Annotated in this window: 27 protein-coding genes; 12 read left to right on the forward strand and 15 right to left on the reverse strand. The window is 61.8% G+C overall.

Annotation, left to right across the window (positions count from 1 at the left end; translation table 11 throughout):
- Nucleotides 1-32: 32 nt before the first annotated feature.
- The 10 genes from NSJP_RS00065 to bamA form a co-directional block, all read right to left on the reverse strand.
- Nucleotides 33-665: a lysophospholipid acyltransferase family protein gene (locus NSJP_RS00065; protein WP_080884920.1), complete on the reverse strand. Its 633-nt coding sequence runs from the start codon at nucleotides 663-665 to the stop codon at nucleotides 33-35.
- Nucleotides 662-2,404, reverse strand: coding sequence for a lipid A export permease/ATP-binding protein MsbA (msbA, locus tag NSJP_RS00070; protein ID WP_080884921.1), 1,743 nt, complete (start codon nucleotides 2,402-2,404; stop codon nucleotides 662-664). The genes NSJP_RS00065 and msbA overlap by 4 nt, the downstream gene beginning before the upstream one ends.
- Nucleotides 2,392-3,585, reverse strand: coding sequence for a lipid-A-disaccharide synthase (gene lpxB / locus NSJP_RS00075; protein ID WP_231989441.1), 1,194 nt, complete (start codon nucleotides 3,583-3,585; stop codon nucleotides 2,392-2,394). Before lpxB ends, msbA begins: the two co-directional genes overlap by 13 nt.
- 14 nt (nucleotides 3,586-3,599) lie before the next feature.
- Nucleotides 3,600-4,565 carry a Gfo/Idh/MocA family protein gene (locus tag NSJP_RS00080; RefSeq protein WP_080884922.1) on the reverse strand — a complete coding sequence of 322 codons (966 nt, stop codon included), beginning with the start codon at nucleotides 4,563-4,565 and terminating at the stop codon, nucleotides 3,600-3,602.
- On the reverse strand, nucleotides 4,562-5,425 hold the full coding sequence (locus NSJP_RS00085) for an LpxI family protein (protein ID WP_080884923.1): 864 nt from the start codon (nucleotides 5,423-5,425) through the stop codon (nucleotides 4,562-4,564). The genes NSJP_RS00080 and NSJP_RS00085 overlap by 4 nt, the downstream gene beginning before the upstream one ends.
- Nucleotides 5,422-6,231, reverse strand: a complete 810-nt coding sequence (gene lpxA, locus NSJP_RS00090) for an acyl-ACP--UDP-N-acetylglucosamine O-acyltransferase (RefSeq protein ID WP_080884924.1) — start codon at nucleotides 6,229-6,231, stop codon at nucleotides 5,422-5,424. The genes NSJP_RS00085 and lpxA overlap by 4 nt, the downstream gene beginning before the upstream one ends.
- 89 nt (nucleotides 6,232-6,320) lie before the next feature.
- On the reverse strand, nucleotides 6,321-6,770 hold the full coding sequence (fabZ, locus tag NSJP_RS00095) for a 3-hydroxyacyl-ACP dehydratase FabZ (RefSeq protein ID WP_080888454.1): 450 nt from the start codon (nucleotides 6,768-6,770) through the stop codon (nucleotides 6,321-6,323).
- Nucleotides 6,771-6,864: 94 nt separating this feature from the next.
- On the reverse strand, nucleotides 6,865-7,398 hold the full coding sequence (locus tag NSJP_RS00100; protein WP_080884925.1) for an OmpH family outer membrane protein: 534 nt from the start codon (nucleotides 7,396-7,398) through the stop codon (nucleotides 6,865-6,867).
- A 46-nt stretch (nucleotides 7,399-7,444) separates the two neighbouring features.
- A complete protein-coding gene (locus NSJP_RS00105; protein WP_080884926.1) occupies nucleotides 7,445-7,999 on the reverse strand; it encodes an OmpH family outer membrane protein in 555 nt (184 codons plus the stop codon).
- Nucleotides 8,000-8,018: 19 nt separating this feature from the next.
- Nucleotides 8,019-10,328 (reverse strand): outer membrane protein assembly factor BamA, encoded by a 2,310-nt coding sequence (bamA, locus tag NSJP_RS00110; RefSeq protein WP_231989442.1) that lies wholly within the window; start codon nucleotides 10,326-10,328, stop codon nucleotides 8,019-8,021.
- 330 nt (nucleotides 10,329-10,658) lie between these two features.
- Here bamA and galU point away from each other — a divergent pair, with 330 nt between their 5' ends.
- From galU to NSJP_RS00135, 5 genes are all read left to right on the forward strand, one after another.
- On the forward strand, nucleotides 10,659-11,570 hold the full coding sequence (galU, locus tag NSJP_RS00115; RefSeq protein WP_080888456.1) for a UTP--glucose-1-phosphate uridylyltransferase GalU: 912 nt from the start codon (nucleotides 10,659-10,661) through the stop codon (nucleotides 11,568-11,570).
- Nucleotides 11,571-11,643: 73 nt separating this feature from the next.
- A complete protein-coding gene (gene lon / locus NSJP_RS00120) occupies nucleotides 11,644-14,151 on the forward strand; it encodes an endopeptidase La (RefSeq protein WP_080884927.1) in 2,508 nt (835 codons plus the stop codon).
- Nucleotides 14,152-14,153: 2 nt separating this feature from the next.
- Entirely contained in the window at nucleotides 14,154-15,215 is a 1,062-nt protein-coding gene (gene thiL / locus NSJP_RS00125; protein ID WP_080884928.1) for a thiamine-phosphate kinase, read from the forward strand.
- A gap of 5 nt (nucleotides 15,216-15,220) precedes the next feature.
- Nucleotides 15,221-15,751: a DUF2062 domain-containing protein gene (locus NSJP_RS00130; RefSeq protein ID WP_080884929.1), complete on the forward strand. Its 531-nt coding sequence runs from the start codon at nucleotides 15,221-15,223 to the stop codon at nucleotides 15,749-15,751.
- A gap of 14 nt (nucleotides 15,752-15,765) precedes the next feature.
- A complete protein-coding gene (locus NSJP_RS00135; protein WP_080884930.1) occupies nucleotides 15,766-17,193 on the forward strand; it encodes an HD domain-containing protein in 1,428 nt (475 codons plus the stop codon).
- Between the two features lie 176 nt (nucleotides 17,194-17,369).
- On the opposite strand, the gene NSJP_RS00140 is transcribed toward NSJP_RS00135, so the two are convergent.
- Nucleotides 17,370-18,137: a hypothetical protein gene (locus NSJP_RS00140; protein WP_080884931.1), complete on the reverse strand. Its 768-nt coding sequence runs from the start codon at nucleotides 18,135-18,137 to the stop codon at nucleotides 17,370-17,372.
- 237 nt (nucleotides 18,138-18,374) lie between these two features.
- Between NSJP_RS00140 and NSJP_RS00145 the strand changes: the two genes are divergently transcribed.
- A complete protein-coding gene (locus tag NSJP_RS00145) occupies nucleotides 18,375-18,743 on the forward strand; it encodes a hypothetical protein (protein WP_155969709.1) in 369 nt (122 codons plus the stop codon).
- A 44-nt stretch (nucleotides 18,744-18,787) separates the two neighbouring features.
- Here the strand turns inward: NSJP_RS00145 and NSJP_RS00150 are convergent, their stop codons facing one another.
- Nucleotides 18,788-19,795: a pyridoxamine 5'-phosphate oxidase family protein gene (locus NSJP_RS00150; RefSeq protein ID WP_080888457.1), complete on the reverse strand. Its 1,008-nt coding sequence runs from the start codon at nucleotides 19,793-19,795 to the stop codon at nucleotides 18,788-18,790.
- Between the two features lie 83 nt (nucleotides 19,796-19,878).
- On the opposite strand from NSJP_RS00150, the gene NSJP_RS00155 reads away from it, so the two are divergent.
- Complete coding sequence (locus NSJP_RS00155) at nucleotides 19,879-20,316, forward strand: hypothetical protein (protein WP_080884933.1); 438 nt, start codon at nucleotides 19,879-19,881, stop codon at nucleotides 20,314-20,316.
- Nucleotides 20,317-20,380: 64 nt separating this feature from the next.
- Here NSJP_RS00155 and NSJP_RS00160 read toward each other — a convergent pair whose 3' ends face one another.
- The 3 genes from NSJP_RS00160 to NSJP_RS00170 all read right to left on the reverse strand — a co-directional run bounded on the left by NSJP_RS00160 (nucleotide 20,381) and on the right by NSJP_RS00170 (nucleotide 21,669).
- Nucleotides 20,381-20,749: a DUF5615 family PIN-like protein gene (locus NSJP_RS00160; RefSeq protein ID WP_080884934.1), complete on the reverse strand. Its 369-nt coding sequence runs from the start codon at nucleotides 20,747-20,749 to the stop codon at nucleotides 20,381-20,383.
- Nucleotides 20,746-20,997, reverse strand: coding sequence for a DUF433 domain-containing protein (locus NSJP_RS00165; RefSeq protein WP_080884935.1), 252 nt, complete (start codon nucleotides 20,995-20,997; stop codon nucleotides 20,746-20,748). The genes NSJP_RS00160 and NSJP_RS00165 overlap by 4 nt, the downstream gene beginning before the upstream one ends.
- A 114-nt stretch (nucleotides 20,998-21,111) precedes the next feature.
- The gene (locus NSJP_RS00170; RefSeq protein ID WP_080884936.1) at nucleotides 21,112-21,669 is read right to left on the reverse strand and encodes a hypothetical protein; all 558 of its coding nucleotides are present in this window, start codon (nucleotides 21,667-21,669) and stop codon (nucleotides 21,112-21,114) included.
- Nucleotides 21,670-21,864: 195 nt separating this feature from the next.
- Between NSJP_RS00170 and NSJP_RS00175 the strand changes: the two genes are divergently transcribed.
- From NSJP_RS00175 to NSJP_RS00195, 5 genes are all read left to right on the forward strand, one after another.
- Complete coding sequence (locus NSJP_RS00175) at nucleotides 21,865-22,614, forward strand: hypothetical protein (protein WP_080884937.1); 750 nt, start codon at nucleotides 21,865-21,867, stop codon at nucleotides 22,612-22,614.
- Between the two features lie 32 nt (nucleotides 22,615-22,646).
- Nucleotides 22,647-23,570: a hypothetical protein gene (locus NSJP_RS00180; protein ID WP_155969711.1), complete on the forward strand. Its 924-nt coding sequence runs from the start codon at nucleotides 22,647-22,649 to the stop codon at nucleotides 23,568-23,570.
- A gap of 520 nt (nucleotides 23,571-24,090) precedes the next feature.
- Nucleotides 24,091-24,297: a hypothetical protein gene (locus NSJP_RS00185; protein WP_080884939.1), complete on the forward strand. Its 207-nt coding sequence runs from the start codon at nucleotides 24,091-24,093 to the stop codon at nucleotides 24,295-24,297.
- A 264-nt stretch (nucleotides 24,298-24,561) separates the two neighbouring features.
- On the forward strand, nucleotides 24,562-24,948 hold the full coding sequence (locus tag NSJP_RS19080) for a nucleotidyltransferase (protein ID WP_155969713.1): 387 nt from the start codon (nucleotides 24,562-24,564) through the stop codon (nucleotides 24,946-24,948).
- A gap of 141 nt (nucleotides 24,949-25,089) precedes the next feature.
- A complete protein-coding gene (locus tag NSJP_RS00195) occupies nucleotides 25,090-26,100 on the forward strand; it encodes an IS30 family transposase (protein ID WP_080884941.1) in 1,011 nt (336 codons plus the stop codon).
- The last annotated feature ends 370 nt before the right edge of the window (nucleotides 26,101-26,470 follow it).

The following is a 26,470-nucleotide window of genomic DNA, read 5'->3' on the forward strand; positions in this document are numbered from 1 at the left end:
CATTATATCGTCCGCTTCGGCGGTGAGCCGGTTCAGCGCGTCTTCCAGCTCCACCCGCTTCGCTTCAAGCTCTTCGGGGCCGGCCGTACGCGGAACGATGAGCGGGCTGCCCCAAAGAAACAACCCGCGCGAGCCGGGCCATGGCACCATGAACCGATCCCAGCTCGCGAAGAGTTTTTTTTTGAGCAGGCCGCCGCAATCGGCACGATCGGCAGCCCCGTCGCCCTGGCCAACTGGATCACGCCGATCTTCGCCACCCGCGCCGGGCCTTTCGGCCCGTCCGGCGTCACGACCAGATCGAGCCCGGAATGGCCCAGACGGATCAACTCGCGCAGCGCTTCCACGCCGCCCCTGGTGCTCGAGCCCCTCACGGCAAGAAAACCGAAGCGCTCGACGATGCGCGCGATGATCTCCCCGTCCTGATGCTGGCTGATGAGCACGTAGGCCCGCTCGCCGCGGTAGGCGAACGGCATCAACAGCTGGCGCGCATGCCAGAACACGAAGATGGCGCGCTTGCCTTCCCGGTACAGATCGTCGGCAACTTCATGCCCTTTGCTCTCGATGCGCATGGACCGGCCGAGACAACGGATGATCCAAGCGCCGACCGGCGGCAGCACCGACAGTTTCACCCAGCGCTCGAGTCGTTTACCCGCGGTGCCGCTCATTGGGACACGTCCTGGAACTGCATCGCGTGCAGCCGTTGATAGTGGCCTCCGTGGCGCAGCAGTTCTTCATGGGTGCCGACCTCGACGATCCTGCCCCGGCTGAGCACGACGATACGGTCCGCGCGCTGGATAGTGGACAGCCGGTGCGCGATCACGACGGTCGTGCGGTTTTGCATGAGGTTCGTGAGGGCGAGTTGGACGACGCGCTCCGATTCCGTGTCGAGGGCGGACGTCGCCTCGTCCAGAATCAACAAGGGAGGATCTCTGAGAATCGCGCGGGCGATGGCCAGCCGCTGCCGCTCGCCGCCCGAGAGCTTGACGCCTTTCTCTCCGACCACCGTGCGATAACTCTGCGGCAGCCGCTCGATGAAATCGTGGGCGTAGGCCTGCCTGGCCGCCTGCTCGATCTGCTCGTCGGTGGCGTCCCGCCGGCCGAACGCGATGTTGGCGCGGACGGAATCGTCGAACAGGACGACGTCCTGCGACACGATGCCGATCTGCGCGCGAAGCGACGCCAGCGTGTAGGACTGGATGTCGATGCCGTCGATGAGGATGTGGCCGGCCGTGGGTTCATAGAAGCGGGGCAGCAGATTCACGAGCGTGGTCTTGCCGCTCCCGCTGCTGCCGACGATGGCGACCATCTCACCGGCGCGGATGGTCAGGTCGATGCCGTTGAGAGCCGGCACGCTCTGGCTCTCGTAATGGAACGTCACGTCCTGATACGCGACCGACTGGCCGATCGGCGGCAGCACGAGACTCCCGCGCTCGATTTCCTGTTCGGTTTTGAGATCGATGACGCCGAAGACCCGCTCGGCCGCCGCCAGCGCCTGCTGAATCGTATTGTTGGACCCGGACAACCTCCGGATCGGCGTGTAGGCCATGAACATCGCCGTCAGAAAGGAAAAGAACGACCCGGGCGTCATGGCGCCGTTGATGACGAGATAGCCGCCATACCAGACGATGGCCGCGACGCCGACCACGCCGATCACTTCCATGTGCGACGAGCCGAGCGACGACACCTGGATGGCCTTCATCGTCGTGTTCAGGAACGCCCGGTTGCTGTCCTTGAACCGTTGCGCCTCCGCCTCTTCACGACCGTAGGCCTTCACCATGCGGATGCCGGCCAGCGTCTCCTGCAGCGTGGAGGCCATGTCGCCCATCCGCTCTTGCCCGCTGGCCGCGAGCGCGCGCAACCGCTTGCCCATGCGCACCGTGGTCACGACGGCGAGCGGAATGACGACGATCGACAGCCCCGCAAGCTGCCAATTCTGATAGAAGATCACGCCGAGCATGGCGAGGAAGGTGAGCCCCTGCTGGAAGATATCCTTTAGAACACCGGCCACCGCGTTGGCCATGAGCGTGACGTCGTTGACGACGCGCGAGACGAGCCGACCGGACGTATTCGCATCGTGATAGCCGACCGGCAGGCGGATCATCTTCCCGAAGAGTTCCTGGCGGATGTCGGTGATGACCTGGTTGCCGACATAGTTCATGAGGTAGTTCTGGCCGTAGTTGAACGCGCTCTTGAGGACCGACACGATGAAGAGCGCGAGCGGCAACGCGAGCAGAAGCCCCTCGTTCTTGTTGATGAAGATCTCGTCCAGCACCGGTTTCACCAGCCAGGCGTAGGCGCCGGAAAACACCGCCACGAGGGCGGAACAGACGAACGCCGCGACCAGCCGCAGCCGGTACGGCTTGAGATACCGGACCAATCGCATGAACCGGTCTAGACCCGACATTCGTCCAATACCACCTGGGCGGCCCGTCTGGACGCGCCCGGTTCTCCCAACGTGAGCCGCACCTGCTGCAGATTGTCTTTCATATCGTCATACGCCCGCCGGTCGTTCAGCAGCCGTTCCGTTTGCGCGATCAACCGTTCGGCCGTCGCGTCGCCCTGAATGAGTTCCGGGACTACCGAACTGCCGGCAATGAGATTGACCAGCCCGATCCACTTGACCTTGATCAGGCAGCGCGCCACCACATACGTGGGCAGCGTGGTCTTGTACAACAGTACCATCGGCGTGCCAACCACGGCCGCCTGCAGAGTCGCGGTGCCGGAGGCGATCCATAATATATCCGAAGCGGCCATCACTTCGCTGGCCTGGTCCCGCACGAGCACCACCGGGACAGGACTGCCGTGCAGCTGTTCCCGGATCAGCGCATCTTTGATCGACGGCGCCTGCGCCAGAATGAACTGAGTCTTCGGATAGCGGGCGAGAAAATCGGCGGCCGCCTTCAAGAGCACCGGCATGAGCAGTTCGACTTCGGCGACCCGGCTGCCCGGCAGGAGCCCCACCACCGGCGCCTCCGGGTCGAGGCCGAACCGGCGGCGCAACGCCGGTCGGTCGTAACGGGGCGCCACCGCATCCAGCAGCGGATGCCCCACGTAGGTGCAGGGGACGCCGGCACGGCGGTAGATCTCCTGCTCGAACGGCAGGATCACCACGACATGATTGACGCGCCGCTGAATCCATTTGATCCGGCGCGGCCGCCAGGCCCAGATCTGAGGGGCAATATAATAGAGCACCTTCTGCTTGGCGGCCCTGGCCACCCGCGCGAAATGAAGGTTCAAGGCGGGATTGTCGATCAACACGACCAGATCCCAGGGTTCGGAGCGTAACACGCGTCTGATCGCGCGGATCCGCTGGACAAGGGCCCGCACTGCCGAGAGGCCGATCAGACCCACCAGGTCCAGCTGCGGCACTCCCGGAATCAGGGCGACTCCCGCGGCCTTCATGCCGTTACCGCCGATGCCGACCAGCTGGGCCGAGGGATCCAGGGAAAGGATTTCTCTCGCCAGATTGGCTCCGTGCAGATCCCCGGAGGCTTCACCGGTTACGATCAGAATACGGGGCATGCGCCTACCACCATCGGGAACGGAGCGGCCGGCCTGACAGGCCGGCTCGATGGGCGGTCCCATATCCTACGACCGCCCTAGCTTGTCGCACCCGGCTCCTCATGGCGTTGCGTGAAGGATTCGATCGCTTTCAGGACCTGATGCGCCAACTCCAACGCGAGCGCGCCGTCTTCACCGGAGACCACAGGGCGCGCGCCGGTCCTCGCGGATTCGAGAAAGGACGTCAGCTGCAGCTTCAACGGCTCCTCGTCCCCTCCCTGCAGCTGCTGGACGACGATGGAGGGTCTGGGAGCTTCCTGCTGTTCCCGGCGACAGACCATGCCCTGGCGCGTCTGAAAATCGATCGACACGTAACTGTCCCGCTGAAAGACCCGGAACCGCCGCATCTTGTTCGTCGAGACCCGGCTGACGGTGAGGTTGGCGACGCAGCCGCCCTTGAACTGGATCCTGGCGTTGGCGATGTCCACGGTGGAGGACAGCACCGGCACGCCGGCCGCCCGCACTTCTTCCACCGGACCGGGATCGAACGAAAGGACCATATCCAGGTCATGGATCATCAGATCGAGCACGACGTCCACGTCGGTGCCCCGCTCGCTGAAGCTGCTGAGCCGGTGACATTCGATGAACGCGGGCCGGCCGATGTGCGGCCGCATCACCTGCATGACGGGATTGAATCGCTCGCTGTGCCCCACTTGCAGACAGAGACCCCGCTGCTTGGCGAGCTGGACCAGTTCACGGGCCTCCGCCGACGTCACGGCAATCGGCTTTTCCACCAGCACGTGCTTGCCGGCCGACAGACAGGCCTTCGCCACGGCATGATGCGCCGAGGTCGGTACGGCCACGCTCACGACGTCGACGTGCGGGAGCAGCTCGCCGAGATCGGAAAAGACTTTCGTGCCCAGTTTGTCCGCGATGACCTTCGCCCGGTCCGGCGAGAGATCCGTGATGCCGGCCAGTTGTGAACCTGGAATCGCCGCATAGAGACGCGCGTGGTGCTGCCCCAAATGACCTACGCCGATCACACCGGCCCGCAAGGGGATCATGTCGCTTGTCCGCCTCCGTTCGATCCCGCGGTCGATAATCCGACGACGGCGATGCGGGACTTTTGCGCTTGCTGCAACATCTCCTCGCGATCCAGGAGGATGGTCCGGCCGGCTTCCACCGCCAGCACCGACGCCTTGACCGACGCCATCACCTCGATCGTCCGCGGACCGACGGCAGGCAGATCGAACCGCAAATCCTGCTGCGGCTTGCACCGCTTCACGACGACGGCCCCTTCTTTCGCCAATTGTCCGCCGCGTTTGATCGCCTCGTCGGTCCCCTCGACCGCCTCGACTGCCACGACCACCCGGTCCTTGATCACCACGCATTGACCGATATCCAGCAGACCGATCTGCTGGGCCACGTCCCATCCGTAACGGATGTCCTCCCACTGTTTCGAGTCCGGTTTCCGCTTGGTCAGGGTACCCGCTTCGGCGAGGATGCCGTCCAGACCGAACGTCGATTCGCAGATGGTGATTCCTTCCTGTTCCAATTCCTTGGCGATTTCGCGCAGGATGTCGTCGTCCTTCCACAGCGCGAGTCTGGCGGCGAGGGCCAACGCGCGAAAATCGGGCCGCACGGTCGTGAAGACATGGGTTTTCTTGATGCCCCCCAGCATGACCGCCTGCCGCACCTGGTCGCCTTGAAACGCTTTGATCAGCTTGTTGAGCTGTCCGATCTTGATCCAGTGGATCCGGTCCACGTGGTCGGCCAGCGCGGGATCCGTTTCGCCTTCGTGCGCGACCGCGGAAATCTGATACCCGAGCTTTCTGGCATTGTCCGCAAAGATGATCGGAAACCGGCCGTTGCCGGCAATGAGACCGAGCCGCTCGCCATTGTGGAGTTCCGGAGTCTTGGTCACATGTCCTCCGACTCCTGCTCGTGGATCACCGATCGGCAGATGCCCCGCTTGCTGCCTTCCAGGAACGTGACCACGGCCATGACGTCGGGCTGATCGGCAAACTCCGTTCTCGCCAGCTTCGCCGCTTCGGCGGTGCGGTGACCGGACCGGAACAACAAGTCGTAGGCCCGCTTGAGCACGGCAATGCGCTCGCCCGAGAAGCCGTGCCGGCGGAGGCCGACCGAATTGAGGCCGTACATCCGCGCGCGGTATCCGCCCGCGGCCCGCATGAAGGGCGGCAGGTCCTGCCCCAGGGCGCAGCAGCCGCCGACCATCGAATAGGCCCCGATGCGCACGAATTGATGAATCCCGCTGAGGCCCCCGATGATCGCGTGGTCGCCGATGGTGATGTGGCCGGCCAAACTCGCCGCGTTGGCCAGAATGAGATGGCTGCCCAAATGGCAATCGTGCGCGACGTGCACATAGGCCATGAGAAAATTCTTGGACCCGATGGTCGTCTCACCGCCGCCCTGCATCGTCGCCCGGTTGACGGTGACGTATTCCCGGAGAATGTTATCGTCCCCGATCACGACCCGGGTCGGCTCCCCCTTGTACTGCAGGTGCTGCGGCGGCCCTCCGATCGAGACGAAAGGATGCAGTTCGCACCGCTCGCCGATCTGCGTCCATCCTTCGACGCTGACGTGGGAAAAGAGCTTCGTGCCCTTCCCGATGGTCACATGCTCGCCGACGACACAAAAGGGACCGACGGCCACGTCGTCGGCCAGTTTTGCCTTGGGATGCACGATGGCTTGTGGATGAATCTGCACGCGCTACCTCCAGTCAACGTTGATCGTTACTCGTACATTCCTGATCACGCACGGGCTGAGTCCCGGCTTCCTGACGCACGTGGAACGATTCACGTCGGCGCCTGCTCCTCGGTCACCATGGCGGTCACCTCCGCTTCACACACGAGCTCCGTCTCCACGAACGCCTTTCCCTGCATTTTCCAGAACGGCGCCCGTTTCTTCACCACGTCGATCTCGAACCGCAGCCGGTCGCCCGGCACGACGGGCTTGCGGAACTTCGCTCCGTCCACCCCGGTGAGATACACCACCGGCCGCTTGCTCTGCCCCATCGACTTGAAGGCCAGCAGCCCGCCGACCTGGGCCATCGCTTCCAGGATCAGCACCCCGGGCATCACCGGCCGGCCGGGAAAGTGCCCCTGAAAAAACGGTTCGTTGATCGTGACGTTCTTGATTCCCACGATCCGCCGGTCCGGGTCCAACTCCAGCACGCGGTCGACCAGGAGAAACGGATACCGGTGCGGCAAGAGCGCCTGAATGTCGGCCTGTTCCATCACGGACATCGTCGGGACCTCCTCGTTTGTCCGACCTCGCTCCCCCATCCTCCTTCGACGGAAAAGACGGCGGGTCTCGCCTGTGACACGGGTCGCGTCATCGCTACTTGTTCTGCTTGTCGAATTCCTTCACCACCTGCTCGGTCAAATCCAGCGCCGGCTGATTGTAGATGACGATCCGGACCGCCGCCTCGTTGCCCTTGTCGAGGATCGCGACGTACCCTTCCCTCTGCGCCACGACGCGGGCCGCATCCTCGACTTTTTTGGAATACTCGGCGACCGTCTCCCGCTGCTTTTGCTGGATCTCCCGGTTGAAGTCGGCCAATCGCCGCTGATAGGCCTCGATCTTCGCCTGGAATTGCCCCTGCCTTTCCTGCTTGACCTGCTCGCTCAGGTTGGGATCCTGCAGCGACTGCTCCATCTCCTTCAACTCCTGATCGTCGGAATTGATGATCTTCTGCCGGGTCGCGGAGTAGGCCTTCAACTCCTCCAGCGCGCGGGTGCCCGCTTTCGATCGTTCGATGACGTTCTGCTGGTCCATCACGGCCACCCGCAGCGACTCGGCCGCCCAAACCGGCCCAGCGCAGGCCACGGCCGCTACCACCACGGTCAATAATTTTCCCAATCCGGTGTTCATGCAATACTCCTCCTCTTGCGCACCCGCTTCATGTTCGTCACGCCGCTCACGGGTATTCGCGGTTGAATTCCTCGATCACTTCGTTGGTGATGTCCAGCTCGGGTTCTCCGTAGATCGCCGGCCCGCCCTTGCCCTTGTCGATCACAACCTGCAGGCCGTGCCGCTTCGCCACCTTGCCGACCACGATCTCCACCTTGTCCCGGAATCCGTCGAGTACGTCCTTCTGTTTTTCCTGCACTTCCCGGTTCAGCTCGCCGGCCTTTTGCTGATACTCCGCCATACGCCGCCGGAACACCTGTTCCCGCTCACCCTTGGCGGCCGGACTCAGCACGCTCGCCTGCTTGACGAAATCCTCTTCCATCCGCCGGAGTTCTTTCTCGTCCATCTCGATCAGGGCCTGCCGGCTCTTGGAAAAGGTCGTCAGCGTGTCTTTGGCTTTCTTCCCGGCATTGGAATCGTTGAGCAGTCGGGTCGGATCGACCAGGCCGATTCGCCCTTCGATCTTCGTGCTGGCGCAGCCGGCGCTTATGCCGATGCAGAGCATCAGCCCGAGTACGGCCGCGTGCCACAGCCCATTCGTGTGAGGAGGGTTCCAAGACATAGATCGTGTTCCTTCCGGACTAGAACAATGAGCCGATGGTGAACTCAAATACGCCTTTTCGCTCGCCCGGTCTGGGGTCGAGATTGATACCGTAGGCCGCGCGCAGCGGACCGAACGGCGAGATCCACCGCCCTTCGAGGCCCGCGGCGGGCCGCAGATCGAACGACACCTTTTCGCCGTCGTCGAAACCTTTCCCGTAGTCGAAGAAGATCACGCCGTTCAACTTGGCCTCCGACGAGATCGTGAAAATGAAATCGTTGTTGAAAATGAGCTCCCGGGCGGCGCCCAACAGCGATCCGCTCTCGGTGACGGGTCCCGCCCGGCCGAATACGAAGCCGCGCATCGTGTTGATGCCTCCGACGAAGAACCGTTCCGTCAACGGGATCGGCTTGCCATGCAGACCTTCGGCGGCGCCGTACCGCACGTGGATGGAGAATCGCGTGTCCATGGGCAACGGCGTATATTTAATCACATCCAGATAGTACTTGACGAAATTGTTGGTGCCGCCCAGATAGGGCGTGCCCAAATCGAAGCCGATGCTCGAACGCCATCCGGTCCGCGGATCCATGAAGTAGTCCCGGGTATCCCGCGCGAGCGAGGTGCGGAAACCCGTCGTCGTCTGGGTTCCCAACTGCTGCAGGACCAGTTCCGGGGCGCCGGCGATCGGATCGCTGAAGTTGAGCTGCTCCGCCACGAGGCTGAAGCTTCCGGTGACGTACTCCGAGAGCCAGCGGCCGAACGTAAGGCTGGCACCGGCCTTTCGTTCGAAGTAGGTAACGTAGTTCGTCATACTCCGGAAGATGTCGATCTGCATGGACGTGAGCGAATCGTTCAGGTACGGATTGCGGAAGGTGATCAGGCCGAGGGTGCGCTGCTGGCCGAGCTGGCCGCGGATCCGGCCCATCCAGCCGTTGCCGCCCAGGTTGCCCTCCGTGATGTCGGCGATGGCCACGAGGCGGTCCAAGGTGCTGAAACCGCCGCCGATGCTGAACTGTCCGGTCGCCTTCTCCTTGACCCGCACGTTGAGGTCCACCTTGTCCGCGTCCACCTGCTGCGGGAGGATTTCCACGGTCTCGAAGAAATTCAGGTTGTTCAGCCGCTGGAAGCTGCGTTTCAGGGACGGCGTGTCGATGACGTCCTGTTCGTCCACGCGCAACTCGCGCCGGATGACGTTGTCCTTGGTCTTCTCGTTGCCGTTCACGTTGATCTGCCGGATCCGCATCATCTCGCCTTCCCTGATGTTCAGCGTGATGACGGCGGTCCGCTCTTCCGGGTTGGGCGTGACGTTGGGCACGACGTCGGCGAAGGCGTAGCCCTTGCTGCCGTACAGGTCGGTCAGCCGGGTGATCTCGTCGCGGATCTTCTGGCGCTGGAAAATTTCCCCTTCCTTGATCTTCAGCTTCTCGCGCAGCTCCGGTTCCTCGAATACCGTGTTGCCGCGAAAGCCGACCTCAGCCACCGTGAACGGTTCCCCTTCGATGATGGGATAGGTCACCGTGAACCATTTCTTGTCCTCGCTCAGATCGACTGCCGGCAGGCCGACCTGGGCGTTGAGAAAGCCGCGGTTGAGCAGGATTTCCTTGATGCGCTCGACGTCGTTGTTCATTTCCTCGCGCTTCAGCACGCCGGCGTCGGACAGAAACGACGGCAACTTGAGCTGGGTGACCAGGCCGTACCATGGCACCCATTCCCGGGTCGCCATCACTTTGAACATGTCGTCCTTGGTCGCCGCGCGAAGGCCTTCGAAGTTCACCGTCTTTACTTTGGCCTTCTCGCCTTCCTTGACGAAGAAGGTGAGCCGCTTGCGGTCCTCGTCGAGGGTCTGCACGACGGGAATGACCTGGCAATCGAAGTATCCGTCCTCCTGGTAGGCCAGTCGGATCTTCTCGGCGCTTTCCTTGGCCTGTTGCTGGTCGAGAAACGCCTGGTTCTTGATGGTGATTTTTTCCTTCAGCTTGTCGTCGCTCAGCTCGTCGTTGCCGTCGAAGACGATTTCCGTGATGAAGGGCTTCTCACGCACCAGGAACGTCAGGCCGGTTCCGTCCGGCATGGATTCCGTCTCGACCTGCACGTCCTCGAAGTAGCCGGTGTCGTAAAGGATCTTGATCTGGCCGCGGACGTTCTCGGGGGTGTAGGGATCGCCGACCTTCAGGGTGAGCCGCCCGGCGATGGCCTGCAGTTCGATCTTCTTGTTTCCGCGGATGTCGATCGACGACACCTTGGTCCCGCCCGACTGGGCCAGAGCTTCGACCGCCAGCGCGATGCCGCACACCAGAGTGACCAGCACGACCAGGAGCCAGAATGAATCGGCTGCGAGCCCCTCCCTCACTGATGTGGTGCTCCATGCATAAACGGTCGACGCGAGAAGCGCACACTCCACCCGGCTCGAACGTGAAACGACACCCTGTGTCGGGGCTTCCGTCGCAGGCAACGTGGGTCCGGAACCATTGCTGACGGCGGCCATGAAGGTAATTGACGTGAGAAACCGATGCACTCGACGCAGACGCACCCTCACGAACGTTCCGCGCAAAACTGTTGGATTATAGGAAGCAAGTATTTCAATGTAAAGCGGTTTTGGGCGGTCGGGTCGTCTCGGCGCTCCGTCCGCGCCGGTCACGCATTTCTTGACTTCACCTACCCCATCACATACTATCAACGCATGTCGCGCTCGAACGTCCGCAAGGCCATCATTCCCGCCGCCGGAATGGGCACCAGGTTCCTCCCCGCCACCAAGGCCTCGCCCAAGGAAATGTTGCCGCTGGTCGACAAGCCGCTGATCCAATATGCGGTGGAAGAGGCCGTCGCCTCGGGCATCGAGGACATCATCGTCGTCACCGGCCGGGGCAAGCGCGCGATCGAGGACCATTTCGACCGCTCCGTCGAGCTCGAGGAAAATCTCAAGGGCAACGGCAAGGCCCAGCTGCTCAGCCAGATGCGGCACATCTCAAATCTGGCCAATTTCTGCTACGTCCGGCAACCCGAAGCGCTCGGCCTGGGGCACGCGGTGCTCTGCGCCCAGCGGCTGATCGGCGACGAACCGTTCGCCGTCATCCTCGGCGACGAGATCATCGACGCGCAGGTGCCGGGACTGGCCCAGCTCATCCATACCTACAAGCGTCGAAACGGCGCGGTACTCGGCGTCCAGGAAGTCCCGCACCAGGAAGTGAACCGTTACGGCATCGTCTCTCCCGGCAAGCTCGCGACCGGCCTGCATCGGGTGCTCGACGTGGTCGAGAAGCCGTCCCCCTCGGACGCGCCGTCGAACCTCGCGGTCATCGGCCGCTACGTCCTGCCCCCGGAAGTGTTTCCGATCCTGCGAAAGACCAGACCCGGCAAGAACGGCGAGATCCAGCTCACGGACGCCTTGAAGGAGCTGGCGCGCGCCGCGCCGATGTACGCCTTGGAAATCCAGGGGCAACGGTACGACGCCGGCGACAAGCTGGGCTTCCTCATCGCGACGGTGGAGTTCGCGTTGAAGAACCCCGCGCTTGGCTCGGAATTCACCGACTACCTTCACGCGCGGATGACGCCCCAGAAGGGACAGCGCCGATCCCGCGCCCACAAGGCCTGACCGCGCCGCCGATTGCTCCACCAGACCCGAGCTACCATTAGCCCAGACCGCACAGGACCATAGAGACACATCCATGAGCGATTCAATCGAGCAGGACCTGACGCCGCCGCAGAACGTCGAGATTCCCGATCAGCTGCCGTTGCTTCCCGTGCGCGACATCGTCGTCTTCCCCTATATGGTTCTTCCGCTCTTCGTGGGTCGGGACATGTCGATCAAAGCGATCGAAGCCGCCCTGGCCGGAAACCGGATGATCTTCCTCGCGACCCAGAAGGCGCTCGACGTGGAGAACCCCACGCCGGACGACATCCATGCGATCGGCACGGTCGGCATCATCATGCGGATGCTCAAGCTGCCGGACGAACGGATCAAGATCCTGGTCCAAGGCATCTCCAAAGCCAAGATTTCCAACTACATCCAGACCGAGCCCTATTATTCCGTCCGGATCGAAAAGCTGACCGAAGCGAAGGTCACCGGTTCGACGCTGGAGACCGAGGCGGTCATGCGCACGGTCAAGGAGCAGATCGAACGGATCGTCAGCCTGGGCAAGGTGCTGATCCCCGACGTGATGGTCGTCATCGAAAACCTGGAGGACCCGGCCCGGCTCGCCGACATGGTCGCCTCGAACCTCGGCCTCAAGGTGGAAGTGACGCAGGCCGTGCTCGAGATCACCGATCCGGTGAAACGGTTGCGCAACGTGAGCGAGATCCTCTCAAAGGAAATCGACGTGCTGTCCATGCAGCAGAAGATCCAGGCCCAGGCCAAGGGCGAGATGGACAAGACGCAGCGCGAATATTTCCTGCGGGAGCAGCTCAAGGCGATCCAGAAGGAACTGGGCGAGTTGGACGAGCGGACGGAGGAGATCGCCGAGTTCCGCAAGCGCGTCAAAGAAGCCAAGATGCCCGAAAAGGTCCTCAAAGAGGCCGAGAAGCAGCTCAAGCGGCTGGAGAAGATGCACCCCGACACCGCGGAGTCCGCGACCGTCCGCACCTACCTGGAATGGATGGTGGAGCTGCCCTGGTCGAAAAAATCAAAAGACAATCTCGATCTGAAAGCCGCGGCCAAGGTCTTGAACGATGACCACTACGATCTGGAAAAGGTCAAAGAGCGGATCCTCGAGTATCTGGCCGTCCGGAAGCTCAAAGAAAAGATGAAGGGCCCGATCCTCTGCTTCGTCGGCCCCCCCGGCGTGGGCAAAACCTCGCTCGGCAAGTCCATCGCCAGGGCGCTGGGACGCGAGTTCGTCCGGATCAGCCTGGGCGGAGTGCGGGACGAGGCGGAAATCCGGGGCCATCGCCGCACCTATGTCGGTGCGCTGCCGGGCCGCATGATCCAAGGGATGAAACAGGCCGGCACGAGTAATCCCGTCTTCATGCTCGACGAGATCGACAAGGTCGGCATGGACTTCCGTGGAGATCCGTCGGCCGCCCTGCTCGAAGTGCTGGACCCAGAGCAAAACAGCTCTTTCACGGATCATTACCTGGGCGTCCCCTTCGACCTGACGGAAGTGATGTTCATCACGACCGCCAACCTGATCGATCCGATCCTGCCGGCTCTGCGGGACCGCATGGAGGTCATCGAAATTCCCGGGTACACCGAGGAAGAGAAGCTGGGCATCGCGCAGAAATATCTCATCCCGCGCCAGCTCAGTGAGCATGGAATCACCGAGAAGCACATCAAGATCTCTGAGCCGGCCATCCGGCAGGTCATCATGCATTACACGAGGGAAGCCGGCGTCCGGAACCTCGAGCGCGAGATCGCCAATGTGATGCGCAAGGTGGCCAAGAAGGTCGCCGAAGGCAAAGGACTTGGCTTTCCCATCAATCCCGGCAACCTGCACAAATATCTGGGCGTGCCGAAATTCGTGCCGGAAGCCGAATTGGAAAAGGATGAAATCGGCGTGGCCACCGGCCTGGCTTGGACGGAATCAGGCGGCGACGTGCTGTACATCGAAGCCACCGTCATGAAGGGCAAGGGCGCCCTGACCCTGACCGGACACCTGGGAGACGTGATGAAGGAATCCGCCCAGGCGGCACTGAGCTACGTCCGTTCGCGCGAGAAGAACCTCGGCATCAATCCCGACATGTTCAGCAAGCAGGACCTCCACATCCATGTACCGGCCGGCGCCATCCCGAAAGACGGACCGTCCGCCGGCATCACGATGGCCACCGCCATCGCGTCCGCCATGGCGCAGATTCCGGCCCGGCGCGACCTGGCCATGACCGGCGAGATCACGCTGCGCGGGCGCGTGCTCCCGATCGGCGGACTCAAGGAAAAGATTCTCGCGGCCAAGCGGGCCAAGCTCATGACGGTGATCCTGCCGAAACGGAACCGGAAGGACCTGGACGAAATTCCCAAGCACATTTTGAAGGGCATTCAACTCGTCTTCGCCGACACGATGGACGAGGTCATGAGAGTCGCGCTGCGCAAGCCGGTGAAGGCCGCGCGCACGTCGAAAAAGCCTCAATCGCCTCGTGAGCAGCCGCGCAGGCCACAGGTCCGCGCGATCGCCCACAAACGGCCCGGCCGGTCGGTCGGCGTCCACTCCAGCCTCTCAGCCGGATCACGACATCTTCAGCGATAGCGATGACGCCGCCGGCCTTGCACAAGGCGCGCGTTCCGCTCCGCGAATTCGACCTGATCCGCTCGTTGCGCCGGCTCTGCGCCGGCCGTGATGCCTCGTTGAAGCGTGGCATCGGCGACGACACAGCCGTCACGGCCGGTCCTCCCGGCCTCGACCTGCTGTTGACGACAGACCTGCTTGCCGAACGGATCCACTTCGATCGGCGAACGGCCGATCTTTCCGACATCGGCTTCCGCAGCGCCGCGGCGAACTTGAGCGACATCGCGGCGATGGGCGGCGACCCCAAATATCTGCTGATCGCCCTGGCCCTTCCGAACGGCGCGACGGCCCGCCACGTGGGCGAGCTGTACCGAGGCATCATGGCGGCCTGCCGGCCGCACCGCGTCCTGGTGATCGGAGGAGACACGTCCGCGTCCGCCGGCGGCTGGTTCGTCGGCGTGACGGCGGTGGGAACGGTGGAACGGGGGCGGGCGCTGCTCCGCAGCGGCGCGAAGGTGGGGGACGCGATCTATGTCACGGGCACGCTCGGAGATTCGCTGGCGGGCCTGGCACTGGCGAACGAGCGCCCCGGTCGACGATCGCGAACCGCGATCCTCTCGACGCGTCAGCGGCAGTTTCTGCTCAAGCGCCATCTGCGACCGGACGCCCGCGTGACCGTCGGCCGTTGGCTGGTTCGGGAACGGCTCGCAACCGCCGCCATCGACCTGTCGGACGGTCTATCCGGGGACATCCGGCATCTCTGTGAAGAGAGCAAGGTCGGCGCAGAAATCGACCGGGCCTCGCTTCCCCTGTCGCAGGCCGGTCTGGCCTATGCGAAATCCACCGGGTCGGATCCCGCCACGATGGCGGCCACCGGGGGCGAAGACTATGAGCTGCTGTTCACGACGCCGATTCGGTTGTGCGGGAAACTCGAACGGGCGGCCCGGCGAAAGGGATTCCGGCTGACGAAGATCGGAACGATCAAGCCGGCGCGATTCGGCATTCAGGCTCGGTGGGCTGACGGACTGAAACCGCTTCCCGTCACGAGCTACCGGCATTTTCAATCTCCGCGCGGAGAATCCTGAGCATCATGCCACGGTTCCGCTCGCTCATGCGCCAGCTCCTTCACCTGCAGGAATCGCCCGAGCGCACCGCCATGGCCTTCGCTATCGGGGTCGCCATTGCGTTCTGCCCGCTCTACGGCCTGCACATGGCGCTGGTCGTCTTCTGCACCTGGGCCTTCGGGCTGAATTTCGTCGCGTTGATGGCCGGCGCGCTGGTCAACAACCCCTGGACGATCGTCCCGGTCCTCGGCGCCACCTATTGGACCGGCGCGTTGATCCTGGGCCGCACCGAGGTACCCACCTTCGATTGGCACGATTTGAGTTTCATGGCGGTGTACCAGCAAGTATTGCCCTATGCCATCCCCTTCCTGCTGGGAGGAACCATCCTCAGTCTGGCCGGCGCGCTGCTGGCCTATCCGATGGCCTATCGTTTGATCAGCAAGTACCGCCGGTCGAGCCATCCAACGGAACACCGGTCCATCCAGCAGGCCGCCGCTCAATCGCCGCTCGGAACGTCCCACCCCGAGCCATTGCCGCCCCGCGATCCGCTGGGCTAAGATGAAGGCGTCCTATGACGCCGCCGGATTCTCCGCGTCAATCCAACGCCCCCTACGACGGCTCGGCGCTGATCGCCGATCCCATTCACAAGTACGTCTCCTTCACCGTTCCCTACGCGCAATCGGACCAGCACGAGGGCACCGAGAAGGACTTGATCGACTCGCCCTGGGTGCAGCGGCTCCGCTACATCTATCAATTGCAGAGCGCCCGCTGGGTGTACCCCTCTGCGGAGCACACTCGTTTCGTCCACTCGCTGGGCACCATGCACGTGGCCGGGAAGTTCGCGAGGCACCTCTATCCCTTCTTAAAGAAAGTTGCGCCCGACGCGCCGTCGGAGCACTACGTCGAGTCGTTCCTCCGCGTGACCGCGCTCGCGCACGACATCGGACACGGGCCTTTCTGTCATTTCTTCGACGACAATTTTCTCCACTCCTTCAACGCGAGCCACGAACGGCTCGGCCAGATCATCATCCGGGACCATCTCGGGCCGATCATCCGGAAAATCCGCCGTAGTCCCTCCGGCTCGTTTGAGAAGGGCGAAGAATTGGACCCCGATCAGATCGCGCACGTAATCCTCAAGGAAAAAGGCAAGGACAACTCCCGCCTGCCGCGCTGGCTCAACGTCCTGCAGCCGGTGATCGGCGGCAGCTACACGGCGGACAATCTGGACTACGTCCTCCGGGACTCCTACATGTGCGGCGTGGCGGTGGGACCGGTCGATCTGACGAGGCTGATCCACTATACGATCCTCACCGACAAGGGTTTCACGATCCACAAGACGGGCTTGCCGGCGCTCCAGATGTTCTTGAACACGCGGATGTATCTCTACTCCAACGTGTACTTCCACCGGACGACCAGAGCGATCGACATCCACCTGCGGGACATCTTCGGCGACACGATGAAGCTCATTTTCCCGCACGACCCGCGGAAGAAGATGGACGACTACCTCACGCTGACCGACTGGTCGCTGCTCGAGCAGGCGCGGAGCTGGCGGAAATCCCGGCAGAGCGAAGAACGGCGCCTCGGCGAGGAATGGGCCAGGATCCTCGACCGGAACGTGAAGTGGAAAATGGCCTACAGCACCGTGTTGAAGGAAAAGGGGCAGGAGCGGGGCATGGACTTCCCCAGCGACGAACACTTCGCCAGGCAGATCAGAAAAGAACTGCCGGCGCCGCTTCAGAAAATCGAGTTCCGCGTCGACATGGCCCCGCTGGATCCTCGTCCCGATCCCAAGGACCGGCGCGGCAACCCCCTTTACGTCTACGACCCAGGCACGAAGCAGGTCTCGGTGGAGCCGCTGGAAGAATTCCTGGATTTGCTGCCGACCCGCCTGGTCCAGTTCCGCATCTATTCACACGACCACGAACACGACGCAGCCCTCTCGCGCGCCGCCGCCACGGTACTGAATAAGACCCCCTCTAGCCTCGAATCGAACTACTAGCAGGCTGTTGAACAGCCTGCGCAGCATTCTGGTGGCATCTGAGACTACATGCCTTGGAGGGTCTTCGGGACAGTCCCTTGTAGTGGGTCCGTTTTCTCTTCTGTCATGCTCGCGAACGCGGGCATCCAGGCCTACCAGTGTGCTCCGGGTGAACGGCGGTCTTCTTCAGCAGCCTACTACGCGGAGACTTTCAGGGAGCGGCGAGTCCAGAGCAGCGACTTTTCCTCTTCCAGGATCTTTCGCTGATCGGCGTTTGGAGCGTGGGAGCCGCTCAGGTGGGCGGGAAACCGGCGTTCGAACTGCTCGATCGCTTTCGACGCTTCTTCTTCGCAGCCGGTTCGAGCCAGCAGGTCGATGAGACGGAGATACGCCGGTACGACGAACCCAAGATGCCGGGAGTCTGAGGCGCGCTCGATCACGTGCCGATAGCCTGCGGCCGCCCGGTCGGCATCGGCTGCCTCGAGACACAATCCTTCGAGCATGTGCACGTTGAGGCGATCCGTATTGGCGCTGACGCTTTTTCCCCATTCTCCCGTGACCAACGAGCGCAACTCGTCGGACGACAGTCGGACGACGGTCTTCTTGGAGGACCGCTGCAACCGCGCCACGACATCCCGCGCTTCGGCCCATCCTCCGTACAAGCCGATCAAATAGCCCTGGCAATGCCCCTGCGCCTCGCAGGGTCCGTCGGTCGGAGAGAAGCCCTTCTTGTCCACCTTCGTGGAGAGAAAGACCCGGCCTTGCGCCTGTCCGCAAATCGTGCACAGCGTGGTTCCCTGCGGCGCGGCATACACGTACATGCGGACGAGGGATCGATCGAACAGATCGACGGCGAGGATGCGCCCGGCTCTGACTTGCGCCTGGTGGAACAGCCATAATCCCAGCAACGCGACGATTGCCAGGACGTACATGGTGATTTCGAGACTGACGTATCCGTCTCCCACCAGGCTCCTCGAAGACAATGCACAACGGCTGAAGAAGGAGAGGTAAACGAATCCAGCATACCACTCTCCTTTAGAAACCCAAGGAGTTCTTGACTTCCGGGTCGAAGGCCTCGACGAGATGGTCCGTTTTGGCAGTTCCCGGTCCTTCCGACATGGTCCAGACACACAATCTGCATTTCTCTGTCTCGAACCACGGACTCTTGCGATACTGGCTGGATGAAACGGAAGGAGAAGGCCATGTCACACTGGGCGATCTCGATAGTCCTTACGGTCAGTCTGCTGCTCGCCGCCGCACCGGCGTCGGCACAAACGTCCGGCAGCCACCCGCCGGCCAACGCCGCCGGGATCCTGAATGCGCTCCCTCCGGATCTCTATATGAAACTGGAACGCTTGGCCCAGTTGCTCGACCAGAACATCAAGGCAGGCAAGCTGACCGATGCACAGCTTCAGCAGGAACTCATGTCGGGACGATTGGAGCAGACGATCCGCGGCCTTGGATCTGAAGCCAACCAGCTGCTGGAAGAGATTCAATCGGACATGCAGAACGGCAAAGGCCCAGGGGAGAGTGCCCTGATGCCCTTGCTGGGAGGACTGGGCGGGAAATAAGCACGCCAACTTACCTGTCTCTGGGCGAGACCTGCCCCGGCGATTCAGTACAAATTCTTTCGATAGTCGCGCTGCAAGCCTTTTTCCATGATGCCGGGGACCGACACGGCCGCGCGCGCCAGCTTGGCCTGAAGTCCGCGCGCCTTGCTGTGCTTGATATGCGCCACGAACATTGCGGCCGAATCGATGCCTTCCGCACGCGGCTTCGCCGGCCAGAGTCCGGCCCGAGTCAACGCCGCGCTCTCGCGAATGCTCAATGCAGGCTGCTCGATGCAAGTCAGGAGGATCGGCATCTTGCCCGCCACGGACAAATCGGTCCGCACTGCGGCATCGGTCGTGATCCGCGCCCTGCCGGACAGCAGGGCGACCTTCGTACAACCTGGGATGAGCAGGGCCGCCGCGACATGCGGCTGCGTCAACATGTTTCGAAAGCTGTCCGCGCGGCGGTTCCCCGGTCGGTCGGCGATCCAGGCACAGCCCTGTCGCAGACGGATCAGCATGTCTTGCGGATCGCCCTTGGGACTCACATCCGCATGGCCTTTCGCATCGACGGTTGCAAGCGCCATGAAGCGGCTTGCAGCCACAAAGTCCGGCGCGTCGTCCGGCATCTGATGGTGCGCTGGTGCTTCCCAAAATTTCGAGCGGATCAGCGCCTTGGCGCAATGGACGTAACATTCGTCCACGTGGATCTCGACCTCTCCGCCCTTGACGGCAGCGACACGCCCGCCGACGCGTAACGTCTCGCCGATGCTGGGGGTCAGGAACAGCGCGCCGAATCCCAACCCTTCGCGGGCAAGCTGCAGCTCGTCCAGCGCCGCCGCCGGCAGTCTCAGTCGGGAAGCGTCTAGGACCTGTACAAATCCCTGTTCGCCCCCGCCGAGCGTCATGCCGACGTTGCGGCCGTCGCCGAACGCAGCAAACAGCAGCGGCGACGCCGCGATCCATCGTCTCGCTCCGTCATCGAGATGATCGATGACTTTCAGATCGATCGGTCCGGGAACCTTGCCGATACACGCTTCCAGTTCCGCGACATTTTCAATTGAGTCACTCACGTCAGCCACTTCGCTGTTGAATTTTTCCCGCTCGCCGGTTGTCTTGAACGGTTGGATTCTGCCATAGTGCGGCCATGCGGAGAATGCTCATTGGGAGTCTCGCGGTCCTCCTGTGCGGATGCGCGGCCAGCCTGGCCGACATCCGCAAGACCACGCCGACGCAGTCGGGAACATTTCCGGCGCCGCCGGCAACCTTGGCCGCCTGCGTGCAGCAGAACGTCGAGCGGGTCTTGTCACCCTATCAGATCAATCAGGTGGCGAGCCCCGACCAAAAAGAATACTACATCACCGCGACCCGCCATGCCGACGGCGTCGCCAAGGAACCGCTGATTGCCTTCGACCTGTTCCTCGTCGCCTTTGACAATGGCTCGCTCGTCGAGCTCCGCGAAGGCGCGTCGGACGGCCATTCCCTCACCCGCCGCGTATGGCCCATCGTCGAGTCCTGCGCCCAGAAAACATCCGGAGCCAACAGTCCGTCTCCATCCGCTTCACCGGCAACGCCCGCCCCTTTGACGCCCTAAACGCGTCATCCCTTGTTCGGGTGAGACAGGTCTACCACGGACATATCCAAGCCAACGAAAGGAGTCAGGGCTTCCCTGTACGTGGAAGCCTAGGACGCACGCGAATGCGTCCTGGCTCGACCGTCACGATTGCACCAGACTCAAGTTCAGTGCCGTATCGTTTCAGAACGATTTCGCACAGAGTCGCTTGCTGAGAGGAAGAGACAACTACCAGACGAATTATTCCGGCATGCGCCTGGTCGCGTACTACAGCCAACTCGCCGAAATCCTTGTCGAGAGTGATGAGAATGCGACTTTCCCGATAGGCCAGTGCCAGGATCTCCTCGTCACCTGGATCAGCAGACAAGTCTCCTATCCAGACAACATCATGCCCTGCGGCTTTCAACGGGGCCACAGCGGTACCTGATATACAGGTATCGAGGAGGAGTTTCACGAGGCGGGTTCGAGGGGCAGCGGCTCAATCCGCTCATGGCCGACAAGCCGGTGAGCATATGCAAGACAAGCTTGAATATCCTCACGTTCCAGCCACGGATATCCAAGCAGAATCGTATCGAATGTGTCACCTGCAGCGAGCATGCCGAGAACATGCTCAACAGCAAGCCGGCGACCTCTCACAATCGGCTTACCACGGAATATTTCCGGGTTGACTGTAATCCGCTTAAGCAAAAGTTGCTCATCCATAGCTCACCTCGAGTGAGTGCATGATAGCGCACTTCAGTGGAGAAAACACCTTGCACATCTTCCTCTGTTTTCCCTCCTTGCTCCTATGGCCCTTTGGCATGTTTCCGCTCGCTCTCACGGCTTGGCTGGAACCGGCTCGACCCGCTCCTGAATCTTGACCCAGGCATCCCATCCATGGCGCTTCGCGGTGCTCATGATGACTTGCCGCGCCGTTGCGATACTGCGAGCCATCTGTTCCCTGCTTGCGCCTGGCTGATGCCGCACGACAATCGCCAGCGTTTCCGGATCCGCCTCGACGACATGAAGGGAATAAGGCCGATCGGCACTCGCCTGTTCCTGCAGCTGCGCATTCGCCGTGAGCGCTAGCCATTCGATACTGGTCGGAGTGTACGGAGTCAGGCCGGATCGTTTCGGCACCTGCGGTTCGCTGCGACGCTCGCGCACCGCCTGTTCGTCACGCTCGACCTTGCACTCCCCGGCCACGCAGGCCTGCATCTGCGCCTGCCGCTTGTCTTCACACGCGACCCGATCCTCCGAACTGAAGGCATTGCCGAGACAAGCCCGCAGCCCCTCCTCGACCGTATTGAGGCAACTCGCACAAGGGGTCTGGGCAGAAAGCGGAGAGGCGACACAGAGGAGGGCAGCCAAGACGAAGACAAGAAAAGCGTGCATAACGGGATCTTCCGATGGCAAAGAGACGATCGAGAGGGCTCTAGGATGTTCTCCGTACATGGTAAGCCCGTTCAGACTGAATGTCTAATAGGTGACGGATGATTTCGATGCATGCGGGCTTGCCCCCTCCTCGCGAGCCACGTATTCTGGGGCATTCCTTTTCATACTGGCGTACAACGATCTGATGGAGGACACATGTTCATCGCCAAGCGAATCCCGTTTCTCTTCCTCGCGGCAGTCTCGTGCGTGGCCGTGACGGCCATCGGCCAGGCCGAACAATGGGACGGCCCGGACAATCTCACGGGGACTCTTTCGAGATCCGGCCATGTCACGGTCGGAGAGCAGATCCAGGCAGAAGGTCCAAAGGCCCTGTTGGAAGTGACCAGGCCGCTGGGCGCGTCGGATGATCGCAACGACCGTTTGTTCAGCGCGAATAACCTGTACAAAGGAGCAACCGGCGTTCGCTTCGAAGTCGACACGCGACATGCCTACGCGGGCGCCGCGAGGGGCAAGATCGACATTCTGCCTGCCGATATGGATTTTGCGGTGCACCGCAAGGCCGCTATCGGCGTGTCGACCATCAACGAGCGCCTTCCGGGCGACTATACGCTGATCGTCGGCGGCAAGATCCTGGCGGAAGAGGTCAGAATCAAGCTGATCAAGGACTGGTCGGACTATGTCTTCAATACCGACTACGCCCTGAAACCTTTGCCGGAGGTCGAACGGTTCATTCATACGCATCGTCACTTACCAGCCATCCCCAGTTCAGCCGAAGTCGAACAAGACGGCATCAATCTCGGCCACATGCAGGCGAAGCTGCTGCAGAAGGTCGAAGAGCTGACTCTCTATGTGATCGAACAGCATAAAGCCATCGAGGTGCTGCAGCGGAAGCTTACGGAGGTGGAACGCGTCAACGCCCTGCCGGACGCCGCCGCTCAGCCGTGATCACCGGCCTTGGAATGGATGGGAGACGAACCATGCACGCACCAACCGCCTCAGTGCTCATCACCGCCTGGCTCGCGTTCGCCGCGCTTTCGGCACCGATTCACGTTCAAGCCCAAGCCGATATGGTGCTCAAGCACAGTATCCAGCCCGGTGAGTCCAAGAACTACGACCACACGAGCGGCATCGTCCTATCGAACGGGTTTTGGGCCAAAGCAGGATCGGACGTCACCGCGACGATTAATCAATCACCGGGATTTTTTGTCGACAAGACGCCGCTCGATACTAAGGACAAGCAGTACACCTCCAACGAAGGCCGCACCTTCGTGGTGGCGGGGTGCGTGCCGCACAAACTGAAAGTGAAGTTCATCGGATCACACTGGGTCGCCTGCAACGATCTGGACGACAAAAAGGAAAAGGTGGTCGAAAGCAAGTTCATCTCCTGCCTCGACCTGTTCGAAAACGGCGTCCTGCAGGAATTCTTCCTCAAGGAAGTGAACAACCGCACGTGGCAATCGTTCCGCTTTTCCTGCGGAGAGCTTCGGCCGGACGGCACCGTCGGCGGTCAGCTTGAAAAGACGGCCTTCCTGTTTGATTTCGAGAAGGAAGGGAAGCCCTATACCACCACCGTGCCGGACAATCATCTCTCGTTCGGGATTCTCGAAATATACAACCAGCTGCAACTCCGTGAGAATCTGCTGCAGTTCGCCATCGAGCATGCGAGCCCCGAGGCCCTTCACGAGGCCGGAGAGAAAGGCCGCCGGCTGGAGGACTTCAACTTCAGCGACAAAGTGCCGAATGCCTTCGGACTCGGCGGATCGATCGGCGTCATCCATTGGCAATGTCCGCCCAGCATGGTCATGACCGGCGCCGCCATCGGGCACGTCCCGGACAAGAAGGACAAGCACACCCGACCGGTCTATATCCTGGGAGAATGTAGGAAGCTGATGAAGAATTGAGAGATGGGGCGCTCAGTCCCCACTGTTCACCGTTGGAGGAATGGCGCCCTCGCCGTTTCGGGCATTCGCCAGCGCTTGCTGGCTTGCCGTGACGCCCAATCTCACTTAGCCCAGAAACTAGTTCCGTCCAGACCGTTGGTCGAACGGAACGTCGGACATCTGTGCTACCCGCCAGAGCGGGTCGCGAGATTACGCTACGGCAAGAAACGCAGCGGTGATGCATGCCTTCAACGCCGAGGGCGCTCTTCTGTCCTGGCCCATCCGGTGATTGCAGTAACAGTCGGTGCTGAGATCCTGAGATGGATCAGCGAAGAGTTGGGTATGTCATTCTCGCGAAAGCGGGAATGACACACTGCAGTGCGTCGGATGGCAAACTGACCACTGCCCTTTCCGTCCTTGGTTTCGGATTTGTAATTTGGAGCTTCGGATTTCCCTGGGAACCAGCTAGGCACCGGCCAGGCCGAAGCCAGTCCCCTCGAAGCGGCTTTGTCTTTCCTTTCCGGTACTGTACAATCCCCGCATGGCCTTCGACCCTGCCAATCCCCCCATCTGGTTGCGCAAACTCCACGTGACTGCGGCGCAGATCAGTCCGGATGACTATCCCTCGACGCCGGAAGAAGGCATCTTGGAGTGCTGCCGCCTGTCGGATGCGCATATGGCCTTATCCAAAGCCTTTGCCGCTGCGCTCTTTTCTGAGTCGTCGGGAGCGGAGGCCGAGCAACCGTAACCAAGCCCATTTCTTGGTGGCAGCGTGGATACAGATGAGCCATCCCTCAAACCCAACTGGTCTCTTCCTTCCGACCTCCTCTCATTCTTAGCCAACGCCCAGACCATCTTATCTAAGGCTTCCATTCCCCATTGTCTGATCGGCGGAGCCGCGCTCGGAGCTTGGGGACGGCCTCGAGCGACCAACGATCTTGATCTCTTGGTCCTAGTCGACGACGAATCTCGGACACGACTCATCACACAGCTTTCATTGTCTGATATCAGGGTGAATCAGCGATGGCTAGACGCCAATCCGATGGCCAAAGCGCGGGTCACTCGCTTTGCCGCACCGAGCTGTCCGGACTATCCTCTCGACATCATTTATGCAGCAGACCGGCATGAACACGAGACCCTGGCACGCGCCCAGAGAGTCTTGCTCCAGGGTCTTTCACTCACCGTGGTTTCTCCTGAGGATTTGATCCTCCTCAAATTGAAAGCCAGCCGGCCAACGGATTTTGACGACGTCCTTGCCATCGTCAAGAACCCGCGTCTCCAACTCGACCTGGCTTACCTATGGGATTGGGTAGATCGGCTGGGTTTACAGGGCGAGCTTCAGTACGTATTTCAGGCGGCAACCGGTGAGGAACACGGCAGCGGCCAGCAGCCTCCCTGAATGCTCCTCACCCAATCCGGTGAGCTTTGGCAGTTGGGATTTCCAACATATGAATTCGGAACTGTGATTTGGGATGAAGCTCTCGCCTGGTTTCCCTAAATTCACAAACGAAGTGCAACACCTGTTGGATAAGGTGTTGCAATGGGACGACACTATGCACAGCTCTCCTTGGAAGACCGGTGTACGATTGCCCGGGCTCGCGACGCCGGGCAAACAATCCGCCAAATCGCAGCAGCTCTGGATCGCGCGCCATCGACCATTCTGCGGGAGCTGAGGCGCAATCGCGGCCAGCAGGTCGGCTATGCGCCCGCCTACGCCCAGCAGCAGACCCGCAGCCGCCGGTGGCGCGGGAGTCGTCTGCTCCGTCATCCGGCGCTGCAGGTCCACGTCCTGCGCTGGTTAGGATGGGGCTGGTCGCCCGCTCAAGTCGCCGGACGGCTCAAGCGCGATGGCGGGGTGCTGCGCATCAGCTACGAGTCGATCTACCGGTTCATCGCCAGCCAGATCCGCCGGACGAAAGACTATCGCTGGCGGCACTATTTGCCGCGAGGTAAAAGCAAGCGTGGGTGGCGGGGGCGCAAAGGCGGCAGTGCCGTGGACCACATCCGCCGCCGCGTGGCGATTGGCGAGCGACCGGCGGCGGTCCAGCAGCGGCAGGAACCCGGCCATTGGGAGGCCGATCTGATGCTGTTTGCGAAATATGGCCAAGCGGTCCTGGTGACGCATGAACGTCGCTCGCGCGTGTTGGTGGCGAGCCGACAACCGAGCAAGGCGGCCTCGCCCGTCGCACGCCGCCTCACCGCCCTGTTTCAGACACTGCCGCCGGCCTTGCGCCGCACGATCACCTTTGATAATGGCACCGAATTCGCGTATCACTATCAGCTGCACCCGCTCGGCATGCAGACGTTTTTCTGTGACCCGCATGCGCCGTGGCAGAAAGGAGGCATCGAAAACGGGATCGGCCGGATGCGACGCGCCCTCCCGCGGAAAACGGACTTGGCCACGCTCTCCACCCGCCGCTTGCTGGCGCTGGTGCGGGCCTACAATCACACCCCGCGCAAGTGTCTAGACTATGAGACGCCCGCAGAGGTGTCTACTCGTGATCTGTTGCACTTCAAATGTGACTCCACCTTCCCGCTGTCGCGGGAATGACAAACTTCAGCGTTTCTGGATGACCCACTACTGCCCTTTCCATCCCTGGTTTCGGATTTGTGATTTGGAGCTTCGGATTTCCTGGGAACCAGCAGCGGGTGGCGTGGTGGCCGGCTTGATCGCGCGCAACGGAAGGGACCCACTCTCACTTCTCTAGGGAGGACTGAGAGGCGGGCGTTGCGACATGTGCCGAAGCTCGGGCACCCTGCTCGCTTCTACTCCCCCCCTAAAGATAGCGACACGTGACCAGGAGCGGGTGGCATGGTGACCGGCTTGATCCCCTTACACCTCCCTAAGGAGGACTGAGAAGCGGATGCTGCGACATGTGCCGAAGCTCGGGCACCCTGTCCGCTTCTACTCCCCCCTAAAG

The sequence above is a fragment of the Nitrospira japonica genome, assembly GCF_900169565.1.
GTDB lineage: Bacteria > Nitrospirota > Nitrospiria > Nitrospirales > Nitrospiraceae > Nitrospira_C > Nitrospira_C japonica_A.

What these genes read in the sequence shown, in the direction of transcription:
- NSJP_RS00065 (WP_080884920.1), bottom strand. Translation starts at nt 665, where the DNA reads ATGAGCGGCACCGCGGGTAAACGACTCGAGCGCTGGGTGAAACTGTCG.
- msbA (WP_080884921.1), bottom strand. Translation starts at nt 2,404, where the DNA reads ATGTCGGGTCTAGACCGGTTCATGCGATTGGTCCGGTATCTCAAGCCG.
- lpxB (WP_231989441.1), bottom strand. Translation starts at nt 3,585, where the DNA reads ATGGGACCGCCCATCGAGCCGGCCTGTCAGGCCGGCCGCTCCGTTCCC.
- NSJP_RS00080 (WP_080884922.1), bottom strand. Translation starts at nt 4,565, where the DNA reads ATGATCCCCTTGCGGGCCGGTGTGATCGGCGTAGGTCATTTGGGGCAG.
- fabZ (WP_080888454.1), bottom strand. Translation starts at nt 6,770, where the DNA reads ATGTCCGTGATGGAACAGGCCGACATTCAGGCGCTCTTGCCGCACCGG.
- NSJP_RS00100 (WP_080884925.1), bottom strand. Translation starts at nt 7,398, where the DNA reads ATGAACACCGGATTGGGAAAATTATTGACCGTGGTGGTAGCGGCCGTG.
- NSJP_RS00105 (WP_080884926.1), bottom strand. Translation starts at nt 7,999, where the DNA reads ATGTCTTGGAACCCTCCTCACACGAATGGGCTGTGGCACGCGGCCGTA.
- galU (WP_080888456.1), top strand. Translation starts at nt 10,659, where the DNA reads ATGTCGCGCTCGAACGTCCGCAAGGCCATCATTCCCGCCGCCGGAATG.
- lon (WP_080884927.1), top strand. Translation starts at nt 11,644, where the DNA reads ATGAGCGATTCAATCGAGCAGGACCTGACGCCGCCGCAGAACGTCGAG.
- thiL (WP_080884928.1), top strand. Translation starts at nt 14,154, where the DNA reads ATGACGCCGCCGGCCTTGCACAAGGCGCGCGTTCCGCTCCGCGAATTC.
- NSJP_RS00130 (WP_080884929.1), top strand. Translation starts at nt 15,221, where the DNA reads ATGCCACGGTTCCGCTCGCTCATGCGCCAGCTCCTTCACCTGCAGGAA.
- NSJP_RS00135 (WP_080884930.1), top strand. Translation starts at nt 15,766, where the DNA reads ATGACGCCGCCGGATTCTCCGCGTCAATCCAACGCCCCCTACGACGGC.
- NSJP_RS00145 (WP_155969709.1), top strand. Translation starts at nt 18,375, where the DNA reads ATGTCACACTGGGCGATCTCGATAGTCCTTACGGTCAGTCTGCTGCTC.
- NSJP_RS00155 (WP_080884933.1), top strand. Translation starts at nt 19,879, where the DNA reads ATGCTCATTGGGAGTCTCGCGGTCCTCCTGTGCGGATGCGCGGCCAGC.
- NSJP_RS00165 (WP_080884935.1), bottom strand. Translation starts at nt 20,997, where the DNA reads ATGGATGAGCAACTTTTGCTTAAGCGGATTACAGTCAACCCGGAAATA.
- NSJP_RS00170 (WP_080884936.1), bottom strand. Translation starts at nt 21,669, where the DNA reads ATGCACGCTTTTCTTGTCTTCGTCTTGGCTGCCCTCCTCTGTGTCGCC.
- NSJP_RS00175 (WP_080884937.1), top strand. Translation starts at nt 21,865, where the DNA reads ATGTTCATCGCCAAGCGAATCCCGTTTCTCTTCCTCGCGGCAGTCTCG.
- NSJP_RS00180 (WP_155969711.1), top strand. Translation starts at nt 22,647, where the DNA reads ATGCACGCACCAACCGCCTCAGTGCTCATCACCGCCTGGCTCGCGTTC.
- NSJP_RS00185 (WP_080884939.1), top strand. Translation starts at nt 24,091, where the DNA reads ATGGCCTTCGACCCTGCCAATCCCCCCATCTGGTTGCGCAAACTCCAC.
- NSJP_RS00195 (WP_080884941.1), top strand. Translation starts at nt 25,090, where the DNA reads ATGGGACGACACTATGCACAGCTCTCCTTGGAAGACCGGTGTACGATT.